18 protein-coding genes are annotated in these 21,423 nt (G+C 40.3%); 12 read left to right on the top strand and 6 right to left on the bottom strand.

The features are described from left to right. The 7 genes from QRD02_RS07250 to QRD02_RS07220 all read left to right on the top strand — a co-directional run bounded on the left by QRD02_RS07250 (position 1) and on the right by QRD02_RS07220 (position 4,402). Complete coding sequence (locus QRD02_RS07250) at positions 1-198, top strand: CcoQ/FixQ family Cbb3-type cytochrome c oxidase assembly chaperone (RefSeq protein WP_290254266.1); 198 nt, start codon at positions 1-3, stop codon at positions 196-198. Continuing rightward, a complete protein-coding gene (locus QRD02_RS07245; RefSeq protein WP_290254265.1) occupies positions 195-1,175 on the top strand; it encodes a cbb3-type cytochrome c oxidase N-terminal domain-containing protein in 981 nt (326 codons plus the stop codon). The genes QRD02_RS07250 and QRD02_RS07245 overlap by 4 nt, the downstream gene beginning before the upstream one ends. Positions 1,176-1,260: 85 nt before the next feature. Then, positions 1,261-2,682: a cytochrome c oxidase accessory protein CcoG gene (gene ccoG / locus QRD02_RS07240; protein WP_435373025.1), complete on the top strand. Its 1,422-nt coding sequence runs from the start codon at positions 1,261-1,263 to the stop codon at positions 2,680-2,682. A 57-nt stretch (positions 2,683-2,739) separates the two neighbouring features. Further along, positions 2,740-3,186: a FixH family protein gene (locus QRD02_RS07235; RefSeq protein ID WP_290254263.1), complete on the top strand. Its 447-nt coding sequence runs from the start codon at positions 2,740-2,742 to the stop codon at positions 3,184-3,186. A gap of 91 nt (positions 3,187-3,277) precedes the next feature. Further along, positions 3,278-4,015, top strand: a complete 738-nt coding sequence (locus QRD02_RS07230; RefSeq protein ID WP_290254262.1) for a sulfite exporter TauE/SafE family protein — start codon at positions 3,278-3,280, stop codon at positions 4,013-4,015. 12 nt (positions 4,016-4,027) lie between these two features. Next, positions 4,028-4,195, top strand: a complete 168-nt coding sequence (locus QRD02_RS07225) for a hypothetical protein (protein WP_290254261.1) — start codon at positions 4,028-4,030, stop codon at positions 4,193-4,195. A gap of 12 nt (positions 4,196-4,207) precedes the next feature. Further along, complete coding sequence (locus QRD02_RS07220; protein WP_290254260.1) at positions 4,208-4,402, top strand: hypothetical protein; 195 nt, start codon at positions 4,208-4,210, stop codon at positions 4,400-4,402. A gap of 96 nt (positions 4,403-4,498) precedes the next feature. Here QRD02_RS07220 and QRD02_RS07215 read toward each other — a convergent pair whose 3' ends face one another. From QRD02_RS07215 to QRD02_RS07190, 6 genes are all read right to left on the bottom strand, one after another. Next, complete coding sequence (locus tag QRD02_RS07215; RefSeq protein ID WP_290254259.1) at positions 4,499-5,122, bottom strand: SCO family protein; 624 nt, start codon at positions 5,120-5,122, stop codon at positions 4,499-4,501. A gap of 17 nt (positions 5,123-5,139) precedes the next feature. Further along, positions 5,140-5,832: a formylglycine-generating enzyme family protein gene (locus QRD02_RS07210; protein WP_290254336.1), complete on the bottom strand. Its 693-nt coding sequence runs from the start codon at positions 5,830-5,832 to the stop codon at positions 5,140-5,142. Positions 5,833-5,919: 87 nt separating this feature from the next. Continuing rightward, on the bottom strand, positions 5,920-7,386 hold the full coding sequence (nirK, locus tag QRD02_RS07205; protein WP_290254258.1) for a copper-containing nitrite reductase: 1,467 nt from the start codon (positions 7,384-7,386) through the stop codon (positions 5,920-5,922). A gap of 23 nt (positions 7,387-7,409) precedes the next feature. Continuing rightward, positions 7,410-8,690: an alginate export family protein gene (locus tag QRD02_RS07200; protein WP_290254257.1), complete on the bottom strand. Its 1,281-nt coding sequence runs from the start codon at positions 8,688-8,690 to the stop codon at positions 7,410-7,412. 117 nt (positions 8,691-8,807) lie between these two features. Next, positions 8,808-10,172 carry an oxygen-independent coproporphyrinogen III oxidase gene (hemN, locus tag QRD02_RS07195; protein WP_290254256.1) on the bottom strand — a complete coding sequence of 455 codons (1,365 nt, stop codon included), beginning with the start codon at positions 10,170-10,172 and terminating at the stop codon, positions 8,808-8,810. 100 nt (positions 10,173-10,272) lie between these two features. After that, complete coding sequence (locus QRD02_RS07190) at positions 10,273-10,836, bottom strand: RNA polymerase sigma factor (protein WP_290254255.1); 564 nt, start codon at positions 10,834-10,836, stop codon at positions 10,273-10,275. A gap of 114 nt (positions 10,837-10,950) precedes the next feature. Between QRD02_RS07190 and QRD02_RS07185 the strand changes: the two genes are divergently transcribed. The 5 genes from QRD02_RS07185 (at position 10,951) to QRD02_RS07165 (ending at position 21,218) form a co-directional block, all read left to right on the top strand. Then, positions 10,951-12,081 carry a FecR family protein gene (locus tag QRD02_RS07185; RefSeq protein WP_290254254.1) on the top strand — a complete coding sequence of 377 codons (1,131 nt, stop codon included), beginning with the start codon at positions 10,951-10,953 and terminating at the stop codon, positions 12,079-12,081. 100 nt (positions 12,082-12,181) lie between these two features. Next, a complete protein-coding gene (locus tag QRD02_RS07180) occupies positions 12,182-15,679 on the top strand; it encodes a TonB-dependent receptor (RefSeq protein WP_290254253.1) in 3,498 nt (1,165 codons plus the stop codon). Positions 15,680-15,691: 12 nt separating this feature from the next. Continuing rightward, complete coding sequence (locus QRD02_RS07175; RefSeq protein ID WP_290254252.1) at positions 15,692-17,107, top strand: RagB/SusD family nutrient uptake outer membrane protein; 1,416 nt, start codon at positions 15,692-15,694, stop codon at positions 17,105-17,107. A 124-nt stretch (positions 17,108-17,231) separates the two neighbouring features. Then, positions 17,232-18,263 carry a TlpA family protein disulfide reductase gene (locus tag QRD02_RS07170; RefSeq protein WP_290254251.1) on the top strand — a complete coding sequence of 344 codons (1,032 nt, stop codon included), beginning with the start codon at positions 17,232-17,234 and terminating at the stop codon, positions 18,261-18,263. Positions 18,264-18,437: 174 nt separating this feature from the next. Beyond that, a complete protein-coding gene (locus QRD02_RS07165; RefSeq protein ID WP_290254250.1) occupies positions 18,438-21,218 on the top strand; it encodes a M16 family metallopeptidase in 2,781 nt (926 codons plus the stop codon). The last annotated feature ends 205 nt before the right edge of the window (positions 21,219-21,423 follow it).

The following is a 21,423-nucleotide window of genomic DNA, read 5'->3' as shown; positions in this document are numbered from 1 at the left end:
ATGTTGAAATTTGTAAAAGGAAACCTCGAGAATATAGATAACGTTCAAATTTATCCATTAATCTCACTTTTGATATTCTTCATCTTTTTTGTGGTGCTATTTTATTGGGTAATCACCGCCAAAAAAGATCACATTGCCGAGGTGAGCAATATTCCACTGGAAAACGATACTAACAACCAAAACGACGAACAGTTATGAAAACCACAGCCTCCTATTTACGGGTCACCGGGTTTATGATTCTTGCCTTTATTTTACTGGAAATAATAGTAGAGTCCGGAGAAAGTTGGGCGATAGTGCAATATCCCATAATTTGGGCAATTTTGGCGATGGTGCTTTTCTTCGCCATTGCACTAGAAATTATTGCCGCCGCGCTTCACCGCATACTGTTTGCCGGACTTAGCGCGGAGGCAAAGGCAAACTACATTGCTACAGAAACTCTGCGAGATCAAAACCGTTTTGCCTGGTTCAAAAGAAAATATAAGGCAATGCTCGGGGCCAAACCCATTGCAAACGAGCAGGAAATTGTTTTGGACCATAACTATGACGGCATTCGGGAGCTGGACAACAATCTTCCACCGTGGTGGACGTGGCTTTTCTATATTTCCATCGTTTTCGCCGTGGTTTATTTTGTATATTATGAAGTGTTCGATGGCCCCTCACAGTTGGATGAATATGAAATGGAATTAGCGCAGGCAAAGCAAGATATTGAGGAATTCAAAAAGAACAATAAGGATTTGATTGATGTAAATACCGTGGAGCTTTTAACCGAACCATCGGATCTTGCTGCGGGTGAAGCGGTGTTTGTCGCAAACTGTGTTGCATGTCATAAAGCCAGTGGCGGCGGGGGAATTGGTCCAAACTTGACGGATGATTATTGGATTTTGGGCGGCGGAATCAAAAATATTTTCAACACCATTAGCGAAGGTGGCCGTGCGGGAAAAGGCATGGTGGCGTGGAAAACAGATTTGAAACCGAACGAAATGGCGCAGGTGGCAAGTTATGTTCTGACCCTACACGGCACAAATCCGGTAGATCCAAAAGAACCGGAAGGGGACATCTGGATGGATGAAAATGCGCCGGTTGATAATGTGGATGTGAAGATTATAGATTCCACAAGTATTAAAATCGAAATGTCCAACGATGCTAAAATAGAAAGTATCGTTAGTGGAAATTAATTTTTTTTAAACAAACGATTGCGGATTTTTCGAAATTCTATTCTTAGAAAATGAAAAATAAAACGTCACAAAAATAATGTCAAATTTGGATACTCCAGAAAACGAAAGATTCCGCGACTCCCTCGGAACGATGACCGAAGAAGGAAAAAGAGCTTGGGTATATCCTAAAAAGCCTTCAGGCAAACTGTATCAATATAGAAAATATGTAAGCTATATTCTGCTCGCCTTCCTGTTTGCTGCGCCATTTGTAAAAATTAATGGCAACCAATTTTTATTGTTCAATGTGCTGGAGCGGCGTTTCAACATTTTTGGCTTTCCGTTTTGGCCGCAGGATTTTTATTTGTTTGTGATAATGATGATTATTGGAGTGCTGTTCATCATTTTCTTTACGGCTGCTTTTGGTCGAATTTTCTGTGGATGGATTTGTCCGCAGACTATTTTTATGGAAATGGTTTTCCGAAGAATTGAATATTGGATTGATGGTGACCGTGGTGCCCAAATGCGCTTGGACAAACAGGAATGGAATGCCGAAAAAGTAAAAAAGCGAGCGCTAAAATGGAGCATATTTTTTATAATCTCATTTTTGATCGCGAATGTCTTTTTGGCCTATTTTATTGGTAGCGACAGGCTTATTCAATATGTGTTTGAAGGTCCGTTGGACCATATTAGCACGCTCATTTCCCTATTTATTTTTACAGGGGTTTTCTATTTTATTTTTGCTTGGTTTCGCGAGCAGGTTTGCATAATTGCTTGTCCCTATGGAAGATTGCAAAGTGTATTGCTGGACAATAAATCCATAGTGGTGGCCTATGACCATAAACGAGGAGAAAAGGAAGTAGGCCGCGCCAAATTCAAAAAAAATGAAGACCGCGAAGCTTCCGGTAAAGGAGATTGCATTGACTGTTTTCAGTGCGTGCATGTTTGTCCAACGGGTATTGACATTCGCAACGGAACCCAATTGGAGTGCGTAAACTGCACCGCCTGCATTGACGCCTGCGATAGCATAATGGAAGCAGTGAATCTTCCAAAAGGTTTGATTCGCTACGCAAGTGAGGAAAATATTGAAAAAAAGATTCCCTTTAAATTTACACCCAGACTGAAGGGATATACCGCTGTTTTGGTCATTTTGATTGGGGTGCTTACCGGGCTTTTATTTTTAAGAAGCGATGTGGAAGCAAATATTCTCCGTTTGCCAGGCCAGCTTTATGAACACAAGGAGAACAATATAATCAGCAATGTTTTTACTTATAAATTGTTGAATAAAACCACGCGCAACATTGAAAATATTCATTTTAAATTGAAAGCGCCCAAAGGTACAATTCATACGGTAAAACAGGGCGAAATTATCGTGCCAGCGCAGGATTTGGCAGAGGGAACACTTTTTATAGAAATAAACAATTCGGCTTTAAGCGGCGATAAAAATCGGGCGGTGATTGAGGTGTACAGTGGGGATGATTTAATTGAAACCACCAGCGTAACATTTTTGGGGCCTCGAAGCTATAAGTAAAAGGAGCCAAAAAAATTCGATTGAAATTATAGAGCGAACAACTAAAATATAATAAAAATGAAAATAAACTGGGGCACAGGTTTGGTGATTGGAATGATACTTTTTGTGGGTTTTATAATGTTTTTTGTTATAAAAATAAGCACCGATAAAAAGTATGATTATGATTTGGTGACTGAAGAATATTACAAGCGGGAATTGGTATATCAAAAGGAAATAGATGCTGCGGCAAATTCCAATTCGCTTCTTGAAAATATTAGCGGAGCAAAAACGAATGATGGCTGGGTTTTGACTTTCCCCGGTAATTTGGATTATTCCAAGATAAAGGGCAACGTGTTGTTTTACAGGCCTAGCAATAAAAAACTTGACTTTCAGGAACCCATTCAACTGTCGGCACAAAATTTATTGATTCCCGATGCACGATTGATTCCGGGCCGTTGGAACACAATTGTGCAATGGAATTACGACGGCGAGGATTATTTGTATAAAGAGGAAATAGTATATTGATAAAAAGTTGATTGTCATTGCTTGCGAAGGGTTCTCACAACCAAAATTTTAATGACAGGTTTAAATTGTTGATTTAATTACGAAATAATAAATGCTTTACACAGCGCTCATATTCGGATTATTGGGAAGTTTCCATTGTGTGGGAATGTGCGGCCCAATCGCGTTTTTGCTGCCGGTGGATAGAAACAACAATTTTAAAAAACTTGGTCAAATATTTTTGTATCACTTCGGAAGAATTTTGGCTTATGGAATTCTGGGATTTATTTTTGGGCTGGTTGGCAAAAGTTTAAATCTATTCGGTTTTCAGCAGCAACTGTCCATTGTAATTGGAATTTTGATGTTGCTCGTTATATTTCTTCCACAGCAAACCTTCAATAAATACAATTTTTCGAAACCGGTTTTTAAAATTATTTCAAAAGTAAAATCGGCTTTGGGTAAGGAACTCAAAAAGAAAACGCCAGATACATTTTTAACCATCGGTTTTCTGAATGGCTTTCTTCCTTGTGGCTTGGTTTATATGGCCATTTTTGGTGCCATCGCATCCGGAAATGCAATACAGGGAAGCTTATATATGGCAATATTCGGCCTCGGGACGGTGCCATTGATGACCTCTGCCATCTATCTGGGAAATTTCTTGAATGTGCAAGTGCGACAGCGCATTCGAAGGGCAATTCCTGTTTTTGTGGTAGTTATTGGGTGTCTTTTTATAGTACGCGGTCTAGGGTTAGGCATTCCCTTTATCTCCCCAAAACCAATGACTGAAGCAATGGACGCTAACTATAATTGCGATCCGCCAGTGTCAGAAAATATTTCAATTAAAAACTATTAAATTTGTAAGACTATGACAATTATAATTTTACCATTGGCCAATTGGGGCGCGGGAACCATACTTATTGCAATTTTTGCGGTTGTATGTATAGTGCTTACGGCGCTTGTGCTCAGTTTCATCTTTGGTGGAAAAAAGAAGAAGGAGGACGAAATGAATTCTTCAGAAAATGAAAACCTTTAAAGAAATGCTGTTATGAAACTATTAAATTCCATTCCACTTTATGATTTTGACGGGGCCGTAGTGGCTACGATAATTTCGGTTGTTGTATGTTTTGCCATTATTGGCGGACTTGTTTATTATGTAGTAAGAAGCAAAAAAAGAAAGAACATGGTGCACAACCGAAAAAAACCAAATGATGATCCAGAAAATCAAAATTCAACGCTATAAATACGCCTTAAAAAAGAACGTTGCCATAGGGCAACGTTCTTTTTTAATTCTCCATTCACCATTCTCCATTCTCCATTCTCGATTCTCAATTTCCATTTAACCTTTGTCTGCCATTTTAATAATCGCCTCCACCGTTTCAACATTATCCACTCCCAAACCTTCCTGTTGATGCACCATTTCGCCTTGTTGATCAAAAACGCTGATGATGTTTGAGTGGGAAAAGTCCATAGGCGAAATTTCTTTATAATTAACTGCGAGCACGGCCGCAAATTCACGGGTATCATTTTCAGTCCCGCGAAGAAAAAGCCACTTTTCATTATCCATTTGGTTTTCCTTGGCGAAGACTTTTAGTTTTTCGGGCGTATCTGTTTCCGGGTCAATGCTCACAAAAACATATAGAACATTTTCTTTTTTATCCTCAGGAATTTGCTTTTCAATATTGCGCATATCTGCTACCAAACGTGGGCAGGCGGCTTTACATGTTGTGTAAATCATAACCATCACCACCACTTTTCCCTGCAAGTCCTTCAGTTCAACCGTTTCCCCGTTTTGGTTTGTCCAGTGGGAGGGAAGGTGGTAAATGGACATTTCCGGAAGACTCTCGCTCCTCTTCTTTTCCTGTGCTGTTTCGGTATTGCCGGTATTATTTTCCGAAGAATTTTTACAGGAACTCATTACCGTCAAAAAAATAAATACCATTAAATATGTTATATTTTTCATTTTTGTTTGAAATTTTATCAATTGTCAACATTCTTTGCACAGCGGAAACCTAGGTTTTGTGAGGAATAGCGTGCTTTCATACTTCCGCGAAATGCATAGCGCATAAAGGCGGCATAATTCATCAAATCTGAAGCACCGATGGAGGCGCTTCCGCAGAAAAGATTGGAATCCTTATCTGAATCCTTTCGCGATTCCCCGGAAATCAACACAGAATTGAAATCCAACGTCCATTCCCAAACCAACCCGTGAAGATCATAGATTCCCCAATAATTCTTAAAAGTTTCACCTATTGGATTCCGGAAAGTTTTGGGTGTTTCATACCAATTCAGGATGTACTGGTTATAGGTTTCCAGTGTTCTGGCATCCTGTAATTTTTCATTCGCCATAGCGGCAAATTCCCATTCGTCCATTGTTGGCAAACGTTTTCCTTGACATTCGCAATATTTTTTTGCGGCAAACCAAGAAATGTTGGTTACCGGTGCGTTGGCAAGGCCTGGGTAGGAACCATCATCCGTCCAATTGGCCAAATAACTTTTATCGGCAAATAAAGTTTTCACATTGCTCTTTTTCCACTGCGGATATTGCGCAACAAAATTTAAATAATCCGCATTTGTCACGGGATAAACATCCATTAAAAACGGGTCAACTTCAACGCTTTGGTCTGCGGCACCGTATAATGGCTGATAAATACCGCCCTTAACCAAAACCATTTTATCATTCTGTGCTGTTAGTTCACAAAAAAATGAAAGGATTACGAAAAGGGCGGTGCTATAATATTTCACTTTATACAATTTTTTCTATTTGTTTCTTACGGCTTGAACCATTTCAGGGGTAACTTCTTTTTTCGAATTGCCCCAACTGTTGTAAACGTATGTAAGTACGTTGGTAACTTCCTCATCGGAAAGGGCTTGAGCGGTCATTACACTGTTATATTTTTTGCCGTTAACGGTAATCTCGCCCGTTTTTCCGTGAAGTATAATATCAATGGCTCGATTTACATCTGCATTTAAATAATCTGAATTGGCCAGTGGAGGAAAGGCACTTTCAATCCCTTTTCCATCGGGTTGGTGACAAGCGGCGCAGGTAGCCATATATTTATCCTTTCCAAATTTCATGCGCTCCTCAAAACTTACAGCCTTCATTTCTTCTTTCGGTTTTGAAGTGCCACTTGTTGGCATGGATTGGATTACGCTACCTTCGGGCAGATAGATATCATCTCGGATTTCACCGGAAAATATGCGCTTATCCTCTTCACCATTAACCTTAAACATTGCCAAAGCTCCTTTGTTGAAAGCTCGGAAAACCGAGTGGTCAACCAGAATATAGGATCCCGGAACATCTACTCGAAACTCTACAATTGCCGCCCCGCCGGCAGGGATGAGTGTGGTTTGAACATTTGTGTTTATTAAATCACCGCCTTCAACGTGAACTTTATCAAAAATTTCACCGATAACGTGGAATGACGACACAAGATTTGGCCCGCCGTTACCTACGAACAAACGTATTTTTTCACCCACATTGGCTGTCATAGCATTGTCCCCGGTTAAAGCCCCAACGTGTCCGTTAAAAACCACATAATCTGCCTTTTCGTTGATGGCTTTCTGCATATCAAATGGCTGTAAACCTCTTGCGCCATATTCGCCTTCGGTATAAAAATCACCTTGCATTATGTAGTATTCTTTATCAACGGGAGGCAGACCGCCTTCTGGTTCCACTAAAATAAGTCCATACATTCCGTTCGCAATGTGCATTCCCACAGGCGCCGTGGCGCAATGGTACACATACAACCCAGGGTTAAGAACCTTAAAGGAGAATACTTTTTCGTGACCGGGGGCGACAAATGAAGCCTCCGCACCACCTCCGGGACCATTTACCGAGTGAAGGTCAATGTTGTGCGGAAGTTTATTGTCCGGGTGGTTTTTTAGGTGAAATTCCACTTCGTCGCCCACGCGGGTGCGGATAAAGCTTCCGGGAACTGTTCCTCCAAAGGTCCAATAAATGTATTTTACGCCATTGGTCATTTCGCCTTCACGTTCTTGGATTTCAAGATCAACAATAAGTTTTTTCGCCATACGTTTTCCCACCGGCGTTGGCACAAACGGCGGCGCTGTTAGCTCTGCCATCATTTCCTGGTTCACGGGAATTTCAACCGTGTCATTGTATTTTTTATCGGACTGGTCATTTATACAGCCCGAAAGAAATGCCACCGCGCCTAAACCCAGCAACATTTTGGTAACTACCTTGTTTTTAATATTTACTTTCATTGGGTGATTTTTTAAAGTTTAATCTATCTATTATAATTATTTTCGGTTTCAGGTTTTTGCCAAATAAAAAGGACAGGATCTATGGTTGCCATTACCCACGCCCAATTATTGGTATTGCCGTCAAAGTTGTTTTTTATTATTTCTGTACCCTTTGTGGCGAAAAAATGAGAATATCCGGCTTGAAAACCCACATATTCCCTCAATTTATACGAAGTTACAAAATCGATTTCGAAACCCAAATTTTGGGAAGCATTGCTGGCAACTTCTGCCGCGGAAAAAAATTGATGCAGCCCCAAATAAATTTTTGACTTCGTGTTAAAAGAATAATTTGCGGTTCCATAAAAATCGACCAAACCTACATTATCAATGTGATTGCCCACGTAGAAGTAATCCATATAACCATTGAACTTATGGTTTGTTCCATATAGGGGGTTGAAAGCTTCGTTTTTCCCATTTGCTGGAGCGCCATAATCATTTCCGCTTTGCATTTCCCCGCCCAAACTGAGATTTAGCTTTTCAGTTGCGGCATATATTGCTTCCACGGAAAGCAGATAAGCACTTAAATCATTATCGGCCAAGTCATTTCCAAATTGATAATAGAAATTTGATATAAAATTGACGCCTTTTATGCTTGCTGAAAAATGGACCCCGGCCGTTTGGCTAAAGCGCGTATCATTTTTGGCAGCGTCAGTTTCATCAATATATTGCAGACCATTATTCAGAAATAGAAAACTTGCCGCCAGTTTCTCCCAGTTTTTATGAAGCCATACATATTGAAAGGATTTATAGGTGTTTGTTGTTAAAACATTCCCCGTTAGAGCTTCCCCATCCTGATTGTAAGCGGCGCCGAAATGAACCTTAAATAAAGATGGTTCAAACTTTAAAATAGCTGCATCGTGGCTTCTGCCTTGCTGTGCCCAATCTACGTTTCCAAAGAATCTCTGGTCGTCATATATAATTTCTTGGCGACCTATTTTTAAGAAAAGTTCTGAAGCCAATTTTATATCTGCCCAGGCCTGGTGCAATGAAAATCCGTTTTCATCGGCTACATTAAGTTGTGGCACATCGCCCCAAACCCTTACATCTTGTGGGCTTAAATAAAAATGAAGATTTTCGGTTTTATATGTGAGGTTCAATCTGGTTCGTTGAGAAATAAAGGCTGCGGTATTGTCCGGAAATAGGGTTTTATAACCATGTCTATACTCAAACCGTGGTCGCAATTGAGCATCAACGGAAAACTGTGAATTTGCGCGGGCCACGGTTAAAAATATAATTAAGAATAGAATGGTTTTTACAGAATTCATTATTTCTATTATTCCGAATATCTATTGCAAATGTCCAACGAACCAATAAATTAAAATATGACGAAAATCATCATTTTAGGAATTCTTTAAGAATTATAGCCCCCGTTTTCGAATTGGTTAAACCGTCATAGAAAAGAGTTGTGTTTCGGGCTGATTTCGCTGCAACAACACATCAAACGCCATACACACATTCCGAACAAATGGCCGTCCTTTTTCCGTAATTTTGAGATGGGTGTTACTAATTTCTATTAGCCCGTCATCCTGCATTTCTTGAAGTTTGAGAAGTGCTTCGGGCAATTCGTTAAATTGAAGTGATTGATCTTCCCAAGAAGTTTCCAATCGGCACATCAAATTCAGAATATGTGCACGAATTTTTAAATCTTCAATATTCAAAATATGGCCGCGATACACTGGCAGCATTCCTTTTTCCACCAAATCTTGATATTCTTCCACATTTTTCACATTTTGACCAAAGCTGTACCAACTATCGCCAATGGCAGAAACGCCAAGACCTATCATCAATTTTGTTTTGCTTTCCGTATAACCCATAAAATTGCGGTGCAGTTTTTTTGCTTCAACTGCTTTGTAAAGACTATCGCTCTTAAGAGCAAAGTGATCCATCCCAATTTCAATATAGCCCGCTTCCTCCAGCATTCTTTTTCCAATTTCATACATTTCGCGCTTCTCGGTTGCCGTGGGTAAATCTTCTTCTTTGAAACCTCGTTGACCATTGCCTTTAATCCATGGCACGTGGGCGTAACTGTAAAATGCAATTCGGTCCGGCATCAATTCCTTGGTTTTTTCAATGGTATAGATAACGTGCTCCATTTTCTGAAAAGGCAATCCAAAAATTAAATCGTGGCCCACGGAGGTGTACCCAATTTTGCGAGCCGTTTCGGTTACGCGCTTCACATTTACAAAAGGCTGAAGCCGATGAATAGCTATTTGCACCGTGGGATTATAATCCTGCACGCCATAACTCACACGGGTAAAACCACAATCGAAAAGCGTCTGCAGATGCTCGTCTTTGGTGTTGTTTGGGTGCCCTTCAAAACTGAAAGAAGGATTGTCGGCCATAGTGGCATTGTCAAAAATTTGCTTTAGCAGCAACCGTAAATTTTCCGCGGAAAAAAAGGTGGGCGTTCCTCCGCCGAGATGTAATTCTTTTATAATTGGGCGTTGAGGCAATATTTCAGAGTAAAGTTTCCATTCCTTTATAACAGATTCAAGATAGGGAGTTTCCACCCCGTGGTTTTTGGTAATGCGCTTGTTGCAACCGCAAAAAGTGCAGAGGCTTTCGCAAAAAGGAAGATGGATATATAAACTAATTCCTTCTGTGGAATTGCTTTCAGAAAAACTTTTGATAAGGTTTTTCTTCCATTCAGTTAAGGAAAACGAATCATTGTTCCAATAGGGAACTGTGGGATAACTGGTGTAGCGTGGCCCGGGAACGTTGTATTTTGAAACTAAACTGTTTTGCATAATTAACCTCTTGAGGATGCAAAAGTAAATTCAACTTTAAATACATAAAATGACCAATATCAGTTGCCCAAGGTTTTGCAATCGGGAAATAAATGAAGAATCATCGTGAAAATTTATTCAAAAGTATCCACAAAATCAAACCATCCTTAAAGTCATCCCTTATTTTGGTGAAGGCGATACGCATTTGGGCTTCCACGGTTTTTATGGAGATGTTCAATTGATCCGCGATTTCCTGATATTTAAGACCTTCAAGTTTTAGTTTCAGGATTTCCTGGCATCGCGGCGGGAGGGTTTGGATACTCTTTTTGAGATGTTCTGTGGCAGCCTGCAAATCGTTCTCCGGGCGGTTTTCCTCTTCCTCAAGAGCTTTAAATTTTAATTCTTCGAGCAAGGTAGATTGTTTGCTTTTCTGCCGAATTGTTTTTAAAAATGAATTGTAACCCATTTTAAAAATATAACTTTTCACGGAAGTGTGTACTTCAATGTCCTCTCGTTTGTTCCAAAATTGTACGAAAGTTATCTGCGCAAGTTCTTCGGCCGTATCATAATCCGGCGTAAAACTTCGGAGGTAGGCGCAGAGAGGCCGATAATATTTTTCAAACAAAGTTTTGAACGCGCGTTCATTTCCCTGTTTTATGTCTGCTATCAAACGGTCATTGTCCATTGGGTTTTTCTCCGAAATCTCGGGACCGAAGTTATGAATATTAAAAATACTTAAAAAAAGCTTAAGGGTAAATCAACAATTGAGCATCATAGCGCTATAAAACAGAAAAGAGGTTTGAAGCAACTTATCATTAAATATTTGAACGAAACCATTTCCGAAGCCGAAAAACTTCAGCTTTTGGAATGGTTGCAAACTCCAAAAAATCAAAGGACTTTTATTGAGTTCGTAAAAATAAACCATCGGCTAAACAAACTTTCTTCACCGGTGGATTCTGAAAGAGCTTTCCAAAAGTTGATGGCAAATATAGCATCCCCAAAACCAAATATTCCCGTAAGAAAAATTATTCCCAACTGGCTGAAATATGCCGCCGTGTTTGTGGGGGTGGCCATTTTGGGATACAGTATTTATTTTAACTCCCCACAAAAAAATACTATTCCGGCCGCTCCCCAAATTACATTGCAACTTGAGGATGGAACCATTCGCACCGTTAATGAAAATGGTGAATCCGTAATTGTGGATGCCAACGGAAACCGCATTTCGGAACAAAAAGGTGATGCACTTATATATTCGGACAATGAAATTGCGCAAACTTTGCAGTACAATATCCTTTCCGTGCCCAATGGGAAAACCTTTAGGCTATCGCTTTCGGACGGATCGAAGGTTGTGTTGAATGCGGGTACGAAACTAAAATATCCGGTAAATTTTTTGAAGGATGATAACCGAAAGGTTTTTTTGAATGGCGAGGCTTATTTTGAAGTGGCAAAAGATTTGGAACACCCTTTTATTGTTGATACTGATGATATGGATGTTGAGGTTTTGGGAACTCAATTTAATGTTACTTCCTATACCGAGGACCAAAAAACCTACACCGTTTTGGTTGAAGGCAAAGTGGCCGCACACAATAAACTTGTCGACGAAGAAGGAAAAATATTAAACCCAAATGAAAAGGTATCTTTTGAAAATGAAAAATTGAAGGTTGAAGAAGTAAATGTTTCCAAATATGTCGCGTGGGTTCAGGGACAATTGGTTTTTGTTGATGATTCCTTCAATGTTATTGCGAATAAACTAGAGCGAAAATTCAATGTGAAAATTGAGAATAATTACGCGGCGCTCAATGACATTAGCATTACGGCTACGTTTACTAATGAAACAATTGAGGAAGTTTTAAAGACTTTCCAAACGTATAAAAATTTCCACTATTCCATCAATAATGGGAAAATAACTGTTAATGAACCAAAAAAATAAAACCGAATTGAACGAAAAAAGGAAGATGCGCCAACATCTTCCTCTTTAATTAAAAGTGATTTAACCTTATTTCCAACAAAGTAAAAATCGATGTAAAATTATGAAAAATGAACCGACAAAAGGTGTGCTCACGTGCATTTTCAACACCAATCATTTAAAAATGAAACTTTTCCTTACATTTTTGCTCGTCAGTATTATACAGATGCATGCTGCTACCAGCTACGGCCAGGGAAAAAATGTATCCATTTCGGCCAACGGAATTCCGCTGACCCAGGTTTTTCAAATAATTGAAGACCAAACCGACTTCCATTTTTTTTACAACCGAAATGACGTGGACGTTAGAAAGAAAGTTGTTTTCACGGCAGAAGATAAACCCGTTTTGGAAGTGCTTCAAAACCTTTTCAACAACAGCGAAATTTCCTATCAGATTTTGGGCAACCAAATAATTCTAAAAAAAGCTGAAAAAAGCGCAGTCCAAAATATAATATCCGCGTCGGCCCAACAACAGCCTGTTTCGGGTACCATTACCGATAAAAGCGGAATGCCCTTGGCGGGCGTAACCGTGTTGATTGAGGGTACGAGCAAAGGGACGGTTACTAATTTCGACGGGCAGTTCAAAATTACTTTGGATGAGGGCGAAAATGTGCTGGTTTTTTCTTCCCTTGGCTATAAAACAGAACGCTTCGTAGTAAACGGGAATAATATCGTAAACTTGGTGCTGACCGAAGATTTCAGTCAATTGGACGAGGTCGTCCTTATTGGCTATGGCGAGCAAAAACGCGAAAACGTAACTGGGGCCGTTTCTTCGGTAAAAACTGAAGAAATTGTTCAATCCTCAGTTGGAAATATAGGTTTTGATCGTGCTTTGGGAGGTTTGGTGAAAGGGGTGCAAGTGTCTCAGGGCAGCGGCCGTTTAGGTTCACCGGTGCGTTTGAACATTCGCGGAATTACATCGCCACTTTCTTCATATGGCTTAAACCAACCGTTATATGTTATTGACGGGGTTCCTTTCAACATTGATGCAATTGGCGGCGCAAATCCGCTCTTGACAATCAATCCAAATGATATTGAAAGTTTCGATATTCTGAAGGATGCCGCTGCTACTTCCATTTATGGTTCGCGAGGCGCAAATGGGGTAATCATTGTGCAAACAAAGCGTGGAAAACGTGATCAGAAACCTACCATAAGCTTCTCCACTGCCACTACAATCGCGCATCCTATTAACAATGTGAATGTTTTGAATGCGAATCAATATAAAAGTTTTTACGACCAATTGATTAGCAACAGCGTAAACGCGATGAACGCCGGCCAATTGGATCCATTTTTCGCTTTCGATCTTGCAAACATTGGCAATGTAGAATTGGACTTCAATACATTTATGGTGAATTACGACGGACTTCGGGAGGATTATTTCGGAAATGCCGATACCGATTGGAATGACATAGTTTTTCGGGATATGGCAATTACCAAACAAGCAAATTTCAGCATCAATGGTGGCAGTAACAAAACGAATTATTCCTTAAGTCTTTCTGCAATTGACCAAGAAGGCCTTACCGTAAGGGACGAATTGCAACAATATAACTTAAGTCTTTCCCTCGATAGTGATGTAACGCAATACATCAAAATTGGTGGATCTGCAAACGTAAGCCACACCGAGGCAAATTCAGGTGAGGATGAGGGCATTGGCCAGTACACTGTAAATACTTCCATCGCTAGGGCGCGCCCGGACCTCCCTGTTTATGATGAATTTGGACAATTTCAAGGTCAGCCGGATTTTACCTATGGATTTGAAACTTTGGAACCAAACCCTTTAATGCGTCTTCAAAATAAAAATAACGAAAAAACCTATAATTTTATAGGGAACACATATTTACAGATTGAACCCCTTAAAAACCTAAAGGTAAAAGCCGATGTTAATGCAGCGGTTTTCTACAATACCAGTAGCATCTTTACACCAAAAATCACCCAAACAGATTTCGTGGTTTTCCCGAATGATTCATTTTTAAGTGAAGCGGATGGTTTAGTTTCAAATGTGACCACAAACCTCACTGCCAATTATGACTTTAAATTGTCCGATCACCATTTCAATCTATTGGCAGGTTTGGCTTACGAAAGAACTAATTTCGATAACTCAAGCCAATTTTACGCAGGTTTTCCGGATGATGAGGTTTTGATAAATGCTTCCTCGGCAGAGTCGGTTTTGGGCTATACGAGCAATCGATTGGAAACTGGATTAAACTCAATATTTTCCCGATTGACCTATGATTATAAAAACCGATTCAGTGCCACGCTAAATTTCAGAACTGACAAATCCTCAAAATTTGGCCCTGAAAATCAACGCGCCTATTTCCCATCGCTTTCGGCAAGTTGGAACATTGCGAATGAAAGCTTTTTATACGGAAATGAAAAAATAAATAATTTTAAACTTCGCGCCAGTATTGGGCGCGTGGGTTCTACCAATGTTGCCGACTTTGCATACCTACAATTTTTTGAAACCACTGCGAGCGATATCTACAACGGAGGCTCGGCAGTAGTTCCATCCAATAATTTTCCAAATGAGAATATAGGTTGGGAATCCACCGAAGAAATAAACCTAGGGTTGGATTTCGCATTTTTCAATTCAAGACTTCGTGGAAGTGTTGATGCCTACACCCGAAAAACCGAAGATGCCTTAGTGCGCACGCCTTTTCCATTGGAACTTGGACCGAACACTTATTTCTCAAACTTTTTGGATGTTTCAAATAAAGGAATTGAAGTAAGCCTTGGCGGGGATATTATCCGCACCGAAAATTTCACTTGGAGCACCACTGTGAACTGGGCCTTAAACCGAAACAAATTGGATAAATTAAAAGGCGCAACCATCGATCCCTTCCTTCTGGATTATTATGTGGAAGGCGAACCAGTTGGAACTATTAAAGGTTACAAAGTGGTTAAAATCTTCCAAAATCAGGAAGAGGTAGATGTATTAAACGCAAATTCGCCAAGTGGCTTTTACGACCAATTTTCAACGGGTGCTGGCGATTATATGTTTGAGGACATCAATGGCGATGGCGAAATAACGTCCGATGACAGAACAATAATCGGTAGCATTGAGCCTGACTATTTTGGAGGAATTTCAAACACATTTACCTATAAAGCCTTTAGTCTTTCCGCGTTATTGCAATATTCAGTTGGCGCAGAAACCATTTGGGACGGCGTTGCTTTTGGAACCTATAACAGTTTGGGTGAAAATAAATACAGCGAATATGCGCTCAATACTTGGACACCGGAAAACCCCGATGCCCGCTACGCCCGTGCACTTTATACGGATCCCTCGGGCAGCGGCAGGATTTCCGACCGATACCTTTTCGATACTTCCTATTTAAGATTGAAAAGTTTGCAGTTGGCCTATAATTTCGATTCCTATTTAATGGAAAAAGTTGGATTGGACAGCGCAAGGCTGATGCTTACCGCCAGTAATCTGGCCACGTGGACAAAATGGCCCGGATTGGACCCTGAAACTCTTTCCGAAAGAGGATCCATTGTGGACCAAGTAAATGCTGAAGACCCATACCCATTGTCAAAATCATTCTCAATTGGAGTTCAACTTCAATTCTAAAAAACGAAACAGATGAAAAAATATAGAAATACATTTCACAAAATACTGATACTTGCGGTTGCGGTTTCCATCTCCAGCTGCAGTATTGATGACATTGAGCCAATCAACAAACTGACGGTTGAAAATACGATTCGCGATGAAGCCTCGGCACAACAGGTATTAAATGGCGTTTATGATTTAGGCCGCGCTTTTGACGTTAGCTCATTTCCACTTTATTTGGCTGGTTACGGCAATGAAGGATTAATAGGCAATGGCCTAAGTGGTAGCGCAGGCTTTGACACAAATGAAGTGCCCGTTGAAAATAGATTTATGACCAATCTTTACAACGCTGAATATAAAATTATCAATTCTGCCAACTTTTTGATTGAGGAATTGGAGGCCGGAAAAGCCGTGGGAATTTCTGATGAACGCAAAGCAGAAATGATTTCCGAGACAAAATTCCAACGAGCGTTTGCATATTTTAATTTGCTTCGCTATTTCGGTCAGTATTACGATGTAAATTCAAGCTTTGGTGTGGTTTTAAGAACCACTTTTTCTTCGGAATTGGAATCTAAACCGAGAAATTCCGTTCAGGAAACCTATAACTTAATTGTGGCCGATTTGGAATTTGCCGCTGCCAATGGTCCCATATTCGTTGAACATTTTTATAGCGGAAGCCTTGCTGCAAAGGCATTGCTGGCAAAAGTGAAATTATACGAAGGTAAATACGCCGAGGCTGCGGCGCTCGCGGAGGAAGTGATAAATAATGGCGAAGGCTACGCACTGGAATTCAATTATGCCGATATTTTTCAAAACCAGTTCTATTCACCCGAAGTAATTTTCGCTCCATTTTCCGGGCCGGGCGCAGAAGGCGGAAGCAATATGAATTTGATAAATCGAACCACATATAGCGAAAACTTGCGCTCCTTGGCCGATGCACAAATTGGCGCTCCGAATGACGGCGATTTATTGGGTGCCGGTTCAAATTATGACCCCCGTTTCGGCTTCGCATATTCCGAGGAAACCCAAGGTGTGAATGCTCAGGGAAAATATCCCTTTGCGTCGAACACCGCCTCGCAGAACAATACAATCTATCATTTGAGGATGGCAGAAATGTACTTAATCCATGCCGAGGCATTGATACGGGCGGGTGGCGATACCGGAATCGCGCTTTTAAGTTTGAACACTATTCGTGACAGGGCAGGCGTGGAACCCAAGGAATTTATTGATATTCCCACGTTGTTGGAAGATATTCGACAAGAAAAACTTTTGGAACTTTTCTTTGAAAATGGCGAACCACTTTTTGATCTGATTCGGTATGATGTTTTGGGCAATTTGGATGCTTCAGCTATAAAACCGACCCTAACGTCGGAAGATAAATTTATACTGCCCATTCCTTCCGAAGTATTGATTGGAAATAATTCCTTAATCCAAAATCCGGGATATTAAAACTGTCAGGTTGTGCGCAGTCGAGACTTCAATTAATGTTGAAATGTTTAAAATTCTCGACTGCACCTGAGCTGACACTTTCATCATTTATTTCAGAAGAATATAAATCTAAAAAAACATTCAAATGAAAAATCTTTTTCTAATTGCCATAATTTGCCTTTTCGTGGCCTGTAAACAGGAACAACCGCCACGGGATTACGCCGTTATCCACGGAAAAATTACAAACCCAATTGAAAAAATCGATTTGCGTCTTTACGACCCTGTTTCTTCGGAATCTGTCATATTAAAAGTGGACGAAAACGGTACTTTCCGAGATACCTTAAAATTGAAGGAACCTGCATATTATACGGCAGTTTATAACAATGTATTCAATCTTTATATCGCCAATAATATGGATATCGAAATAAATTTTGATGGAAATAAAATCTCGGAAACCATTGCTTATTCTGGAAAAGGTTCCGAAGAAAATAATTTTCTCAGATACAAAACCAAAAAAAGTAGCGAATTGATGGGTGAGGATTACAAGGAATACCTTGGTCTTGAAAACAATGCTTTCGATACAAAAACTTCAGCTTATACAAAGGATTTAATTCAAAAATTGGACGATAAAAATGTAGCATTGGACACCGCTTTTATAGCTTCCGAAAAAGAAAGTATTGCCCAGTTTGAAAAGGATATTCAAGCGCAACACGAGCAGCAATTACAGATAAACGCGGCCTTGGGAGCGGGAATGCCTTCGCCACAATTTACGGATTACGTGAACTACAAGGGAGGAAAAAGTTCACTAGCAGATTTTAAGGGAAAATATGTTTACATAGATGTTTGGGCCACGTGGTGCGTTCCGTGCGTTTATGAAATGCCTTATATGAACCAGATTGAAAAGGAGTATGAAGGTAAGAACATCCATTTTGTGGGCATTTCCATTGACCGAAAAAAGGATGAGGAAAAATGGCGAAAAATGATCGTTGAAAAGGAATTGCACGGCACCCAACTTTTGGCCGATAATGAGATTGATTCAAAATTCATTCAAGATTATTTCATCCAAGGCATTCCGCGATTTATCCTTTTGGATCCGCAGGGAAATATTGTGAGCTACGATGCGCCAAGGCCATCGGAACCACGATTGAAGGAACTTTTTTCCTCACTCAATATTTAAATTTTTCTTGATTTGTTTTTAGTTGGTTAGTTAGTTTTTTCGGGATTGTTCCTTGATTTTTTTCCCGGAATTGCGAAAATCGGGGCCAAAGAAAATTATTTCGGCGGCCCTTTTTTAAAATTCTAATCAAATAAACATAAAGCACTACTTATATTTTAATTCTAAAATTTCGAAATGAAAAAAATAAATTTCAGTAAAACATTGCCGCTTTTGCTATCATTATTCGCGGTGCAGCTATCGGCAGTTGCGCAAACAACAAATTCCAAATTTAAAAAAGTCCAGGAATTAGAGGGGGTTGAAGAATTTCTTTATACGCCCAATGGCATGAAAATTTTGCTGGTGCAGGACAATGCCGCGCCGGTAGTTACCGTGCAAATGGTTTATATGGTTGGTTCAAAGCACGAAGTGCCCGGCAACACGGGTTCCACGCATCTTTTGGAACATTTGATGTTTAAGGGAACGGAAAAGTTCAACAAAAAGAAAGGCACTTCCATTGATGCCGAATTGACCCGTTATGGCGCACAAATGAACGCCACCACGTGGAATGACCGTACGAATTATTACGAAACAATTCCGAGTGATAAAATAGAACTGGCAATTGAAATTGAAGCCGACAGAATGCGAAATCTGCTTCTGCTGAAAGAGGATAAAGAAGCTGAAATGACGGTAGTTCGCAATGAATTTGAACGCGGTGAGAATAATCCAAATTCCCTTTTGTCCAAAGAAATTTGGGCCACGGCCTATATGGCGCACGGCTATCACCACTCCACCATCGGGTGGAAATCTGATATTGAAAATATGCCGATGCAGGTCCTGCGCGATTTTTATGATACCTACTATTGGCCAAACAACGCGTGGTTGACCGTTGTGGGCGATTTTCAGGAGGAAAACCTTTTTGAATTGGTGGACAACTACTTCGGAAAAATTCCAAAGGCTACCAACGCCATTCCGCAAACTTACACCGAAGAACCGCCACAATACGGCCCCCGAAAAATTACGGTAAGCAAAGCCGGCGAAACCAGCGTGATTTCAGTGGCTTATAAAATTCCGGGCACTTTGCACGCGGATGTTCCGGCATTGGTAGTTTTGGCCGAGGCCTTGGGCAGCGGTCCCTCTTCGGTTTTGAACAAGGAATTTGTGGATAGCGGTCTGACGTATTACGCCTTTGCATCCGCATCACAATTTGCGGAAAACGGATTGTTTTCTGTGAATTTGGGTTTTGACCCTTCGAAAAATTCTGAAGAAATGAATGCGAAGCTTTTGGAAACACTTGAAAAAGTGAAGAAAGAAGGAATTCCCCAAACAGACATTGACCGGATTATTGCCAACTTGAATGCACAAACCATTTTGGGCCGCGACGGCTCGGGCAGCATTGCTTCGGAATTGACAGAATATATTGCCGGTGGCGATTGGACGGATTATATTAACGAGAGCAAAAAGCTGGCAAAAGTAACGGCTGCAGATGTGGCGCGAGTGGCGAATACTTATTTGATTGCCGACCAAAGCACCACCGGATATTTCATTCCAAAAAGTTCCGGTTCAAATATGGAATCTGCGGAAGGTGAAGCAAAACGCGCGGTGGAAACAGGCGGAAAATATTTCTACAGAAATCCTGAAATGTTCGTGAATACTTCAACTTTTATTGCTTCCGAAGAAAAAATAACAGTTTCGGATAAGAGTGTTGCCAACGAAGAATTCAAAAGAAAAACAGTTGCGGGCATTGATGTCATTTCAAAAAAAACAGGTGCCAAAGGCTTCGTGACAGTAGCAGCGAGTTTCCCTATTGGCGATTATTTCGACGGAAAAAATAACGAGATGGTTCCAACCCTTACGACTTCTATGTTGAGCAAGGGAACTACAAAAAACGATAAATTCCAGTTTTCGCAAAAGCTTGAAAAATTGGGGGTTGATATTTATGTGGGCTCTAATAATGATAACGTGACCATCAGTTTTAAATGTCTTTCACAGGATGTTGATTTCGTAATTTCATTGTTGGCCGAAGAATTGCGCTACCCGCTTTTTGACGAAAGGGAATTTGAGTTGTTGAAACAGCAATACATCGGCAATATGCAGCAGAGTCTTTCCGATCCGGGAACCCAGGGAAGCATTGCCTTAACACAGAATTTGTATCCGCCGGGGCACCCAAATTATTCAACTTCCATTGAAAAAACTATTGAGAATATTAAAAATGCAAAGTTGGAAGACATTACGGCATTCCATAAAAAATATTTTGGCCCGGCAGATTTGCATCTTGTTGCCGTGGGTGATGTGGATACAAAAACCTTATATAATTCATTGGCAAAGAGTTTTAAAAATTGGACCGGAGGCATTAAGAGAACACAAAAAAATTACAATGTAAAAAAAGGTAATGCGCTTTCAAAAGTGGTAACCATTCCCGAAAAACCGAGCGCTGAACTTTTCATCGGCCAATATACAGGCATACGCCGCAGTGATTCGGATTTCCTTCCATTCTATATTGGCAACAGTATTTTGGGCGGTGGTTTCTCGGGCAGATTGATGAAAACCGTGCGCGATGAAGCTGGCCTGACATACGGAATTTCAGCCCGGCAGGATGGCTACACTTTCGCCGATGGTTATTGGTTTATCAATGCTTCCTTTAATCCGGAATTATCTGCAACGGGCAAGGAAGCGACATTGAAAGAGCTAAAGACCTGGAGAAAAGACGGGATTACCGCGGAGGAATTGAAAGATAAAAAGTCCAGTTTGATTGGTGGTTTCAAGATTGGTCTGGCCACCACGCAAGCAATGGCAAGCAATATTCTGGCTGTTGTGCAACGAGGTTTGGAACCAGATTATATCTATAAATATCCCACAGATTTGGAAGCCGTTACTTTAGAACAGGTTAATGCGGCAATAAAAAAATATATTGATGTTGACAAACTGATTATAATTGAGGCAGGCTCCTTGGACCAAAGTGGAAAGCCTTTGGAATAAATCCCATTAACGTAGATTTTAAAATAAAGAAATATAGATTTAAAAGCAATTGCAAACTGCAATTGCTTTTATCTTTACGGCTGTTTTTATATTCAGTCCAACCTAATGATTACTTTTGACAAAGGTGATGTGGAATATAGATGAGTGAAAAAAAACTAACGAATTGGGTGCATTCTAAATTTTTTGCTTTTCAAACATATTCTGT

It is taken from the genome of Aequorivita aurantiaca, from assembly GCF_030410135.1.
GTDB classification, from domain to species: Bacteria; Bacteroidota; Bacteroidia; order Flavobacteriales; family Flavobacteriaceae; genus Aequorivita; species Aequorivita aurantiaca.
This window is presented reverse-complemented; position numbering and strand designations above follow the sequence as displayed.

Bases quoted from the DNA above. Each gene is read 5' to 3' on its own strand.
- QRD02_RS07250 (WP_290254266.1), top strand. From the start codon at position 1: ATGTTGAAATTTGTAAAAGGAAACCTCGAGAATATAGATAACGTTCAA.
- QRD02_RS07245 (WP_290254265.1), top strand. From the start codon at position 195: ATGAAAACCACAGCCTCCTATTTACGGGTCACCGGGTTTATGATTCTT.
- QRD02_RS07235 (WP_290254263.1), top strand. From the start codon at position 2,740: ATGAAAATAAACTGGGGCACAGGTTTGGTGATTGGAATGATACTTTTT.
- QRD02_RS07230 (WP_290254262.1), top strand. From the start codon at position 3,278: ATGCTTTACACAGCGCTCATATTCGGATTATTGGGAAGTTTCCATTGT.
- QRD02_RS07225 (WP_290254261.1), top strand. From the start codon at position 4,028: ATGACAATTATAATTTTACCATTGGCCAATTGGGGCGCGGGAACCATA.
- QRD02_RS07220 (WP_290254260.1), top strand. From the start codon at position 4,208: ATGAAACTATTAAATTCCATTCCACTTTATGATTTTGACGGGGCCGTA.
- QRD02_RS07215 (WP_290254259.1), bottom strand. From the start codon at position 5,122: ATGAAAAATATAACATATTTAATGGTATTTATTTTTTTGACGGTAATG.
- QRD02_RS07210 (WP_290254336.1), bottom strand. From the start codon at position 5,832: ATGGTTTTGGTTAAGGGCGGTATTTATCAGCCATTATACGGTGCCGCA.
- nirK (WP_290254258.1), bottom strand. From the start codon at position 7,386: ATGAAAGTAAATATTAAAAACAAGGTAGTTACCAAAATGTTGCTGGGT.
- QRD02_RS07200 (WP_290254257.1), bottom strand. From the start codon at position 8,690: ATGAATTCTGTAAAAACCATTCTATTCTTAATTATATTTTTAACCGTG.
- hemN (WP_290254256.1), bottom strand. From the start codon at position 10,172: ATGCAAAACAGTTTAGTTTCAAAATACAACGTTCCCGGGCCACGCTAC.
- QRD02_RS07190 (WP_290254255.1), bottom strand. From the start codon at position 10,836: ATGGACAATGACCGTTTGATAGCAGACATAAAACAGGGAAATGAACGC.
- QRD02_RS07180 (WP_290254253.1), top strand. From the start codon at position 12,182: ATGAAAAATGAACCGACAAAAGGTGTGCTCACGTGCATTTTCAACACC.
- QRD02_RS07175 (WP_290254252.1), top strand. From the start codon at position 15,692: ATGAAAAAATATAGAAATACATTTCACAAAATACTGATACTTGCGGTT.
- QRD02_RS07170 (WP_290254251.1), top strand. From the start codon at position 17,232: ATGAAAAATCTTTTTCTAATTGCCATAATTTGCCTTTTCGTGGCCTGT.
- QRD02_RS07165 (WP_290254250.1), top strand. From the start codon at position 18,438: ATGAAAAAAATAAATTTCAGTAAAACATTGCCGCTTTTGCTATCATTA.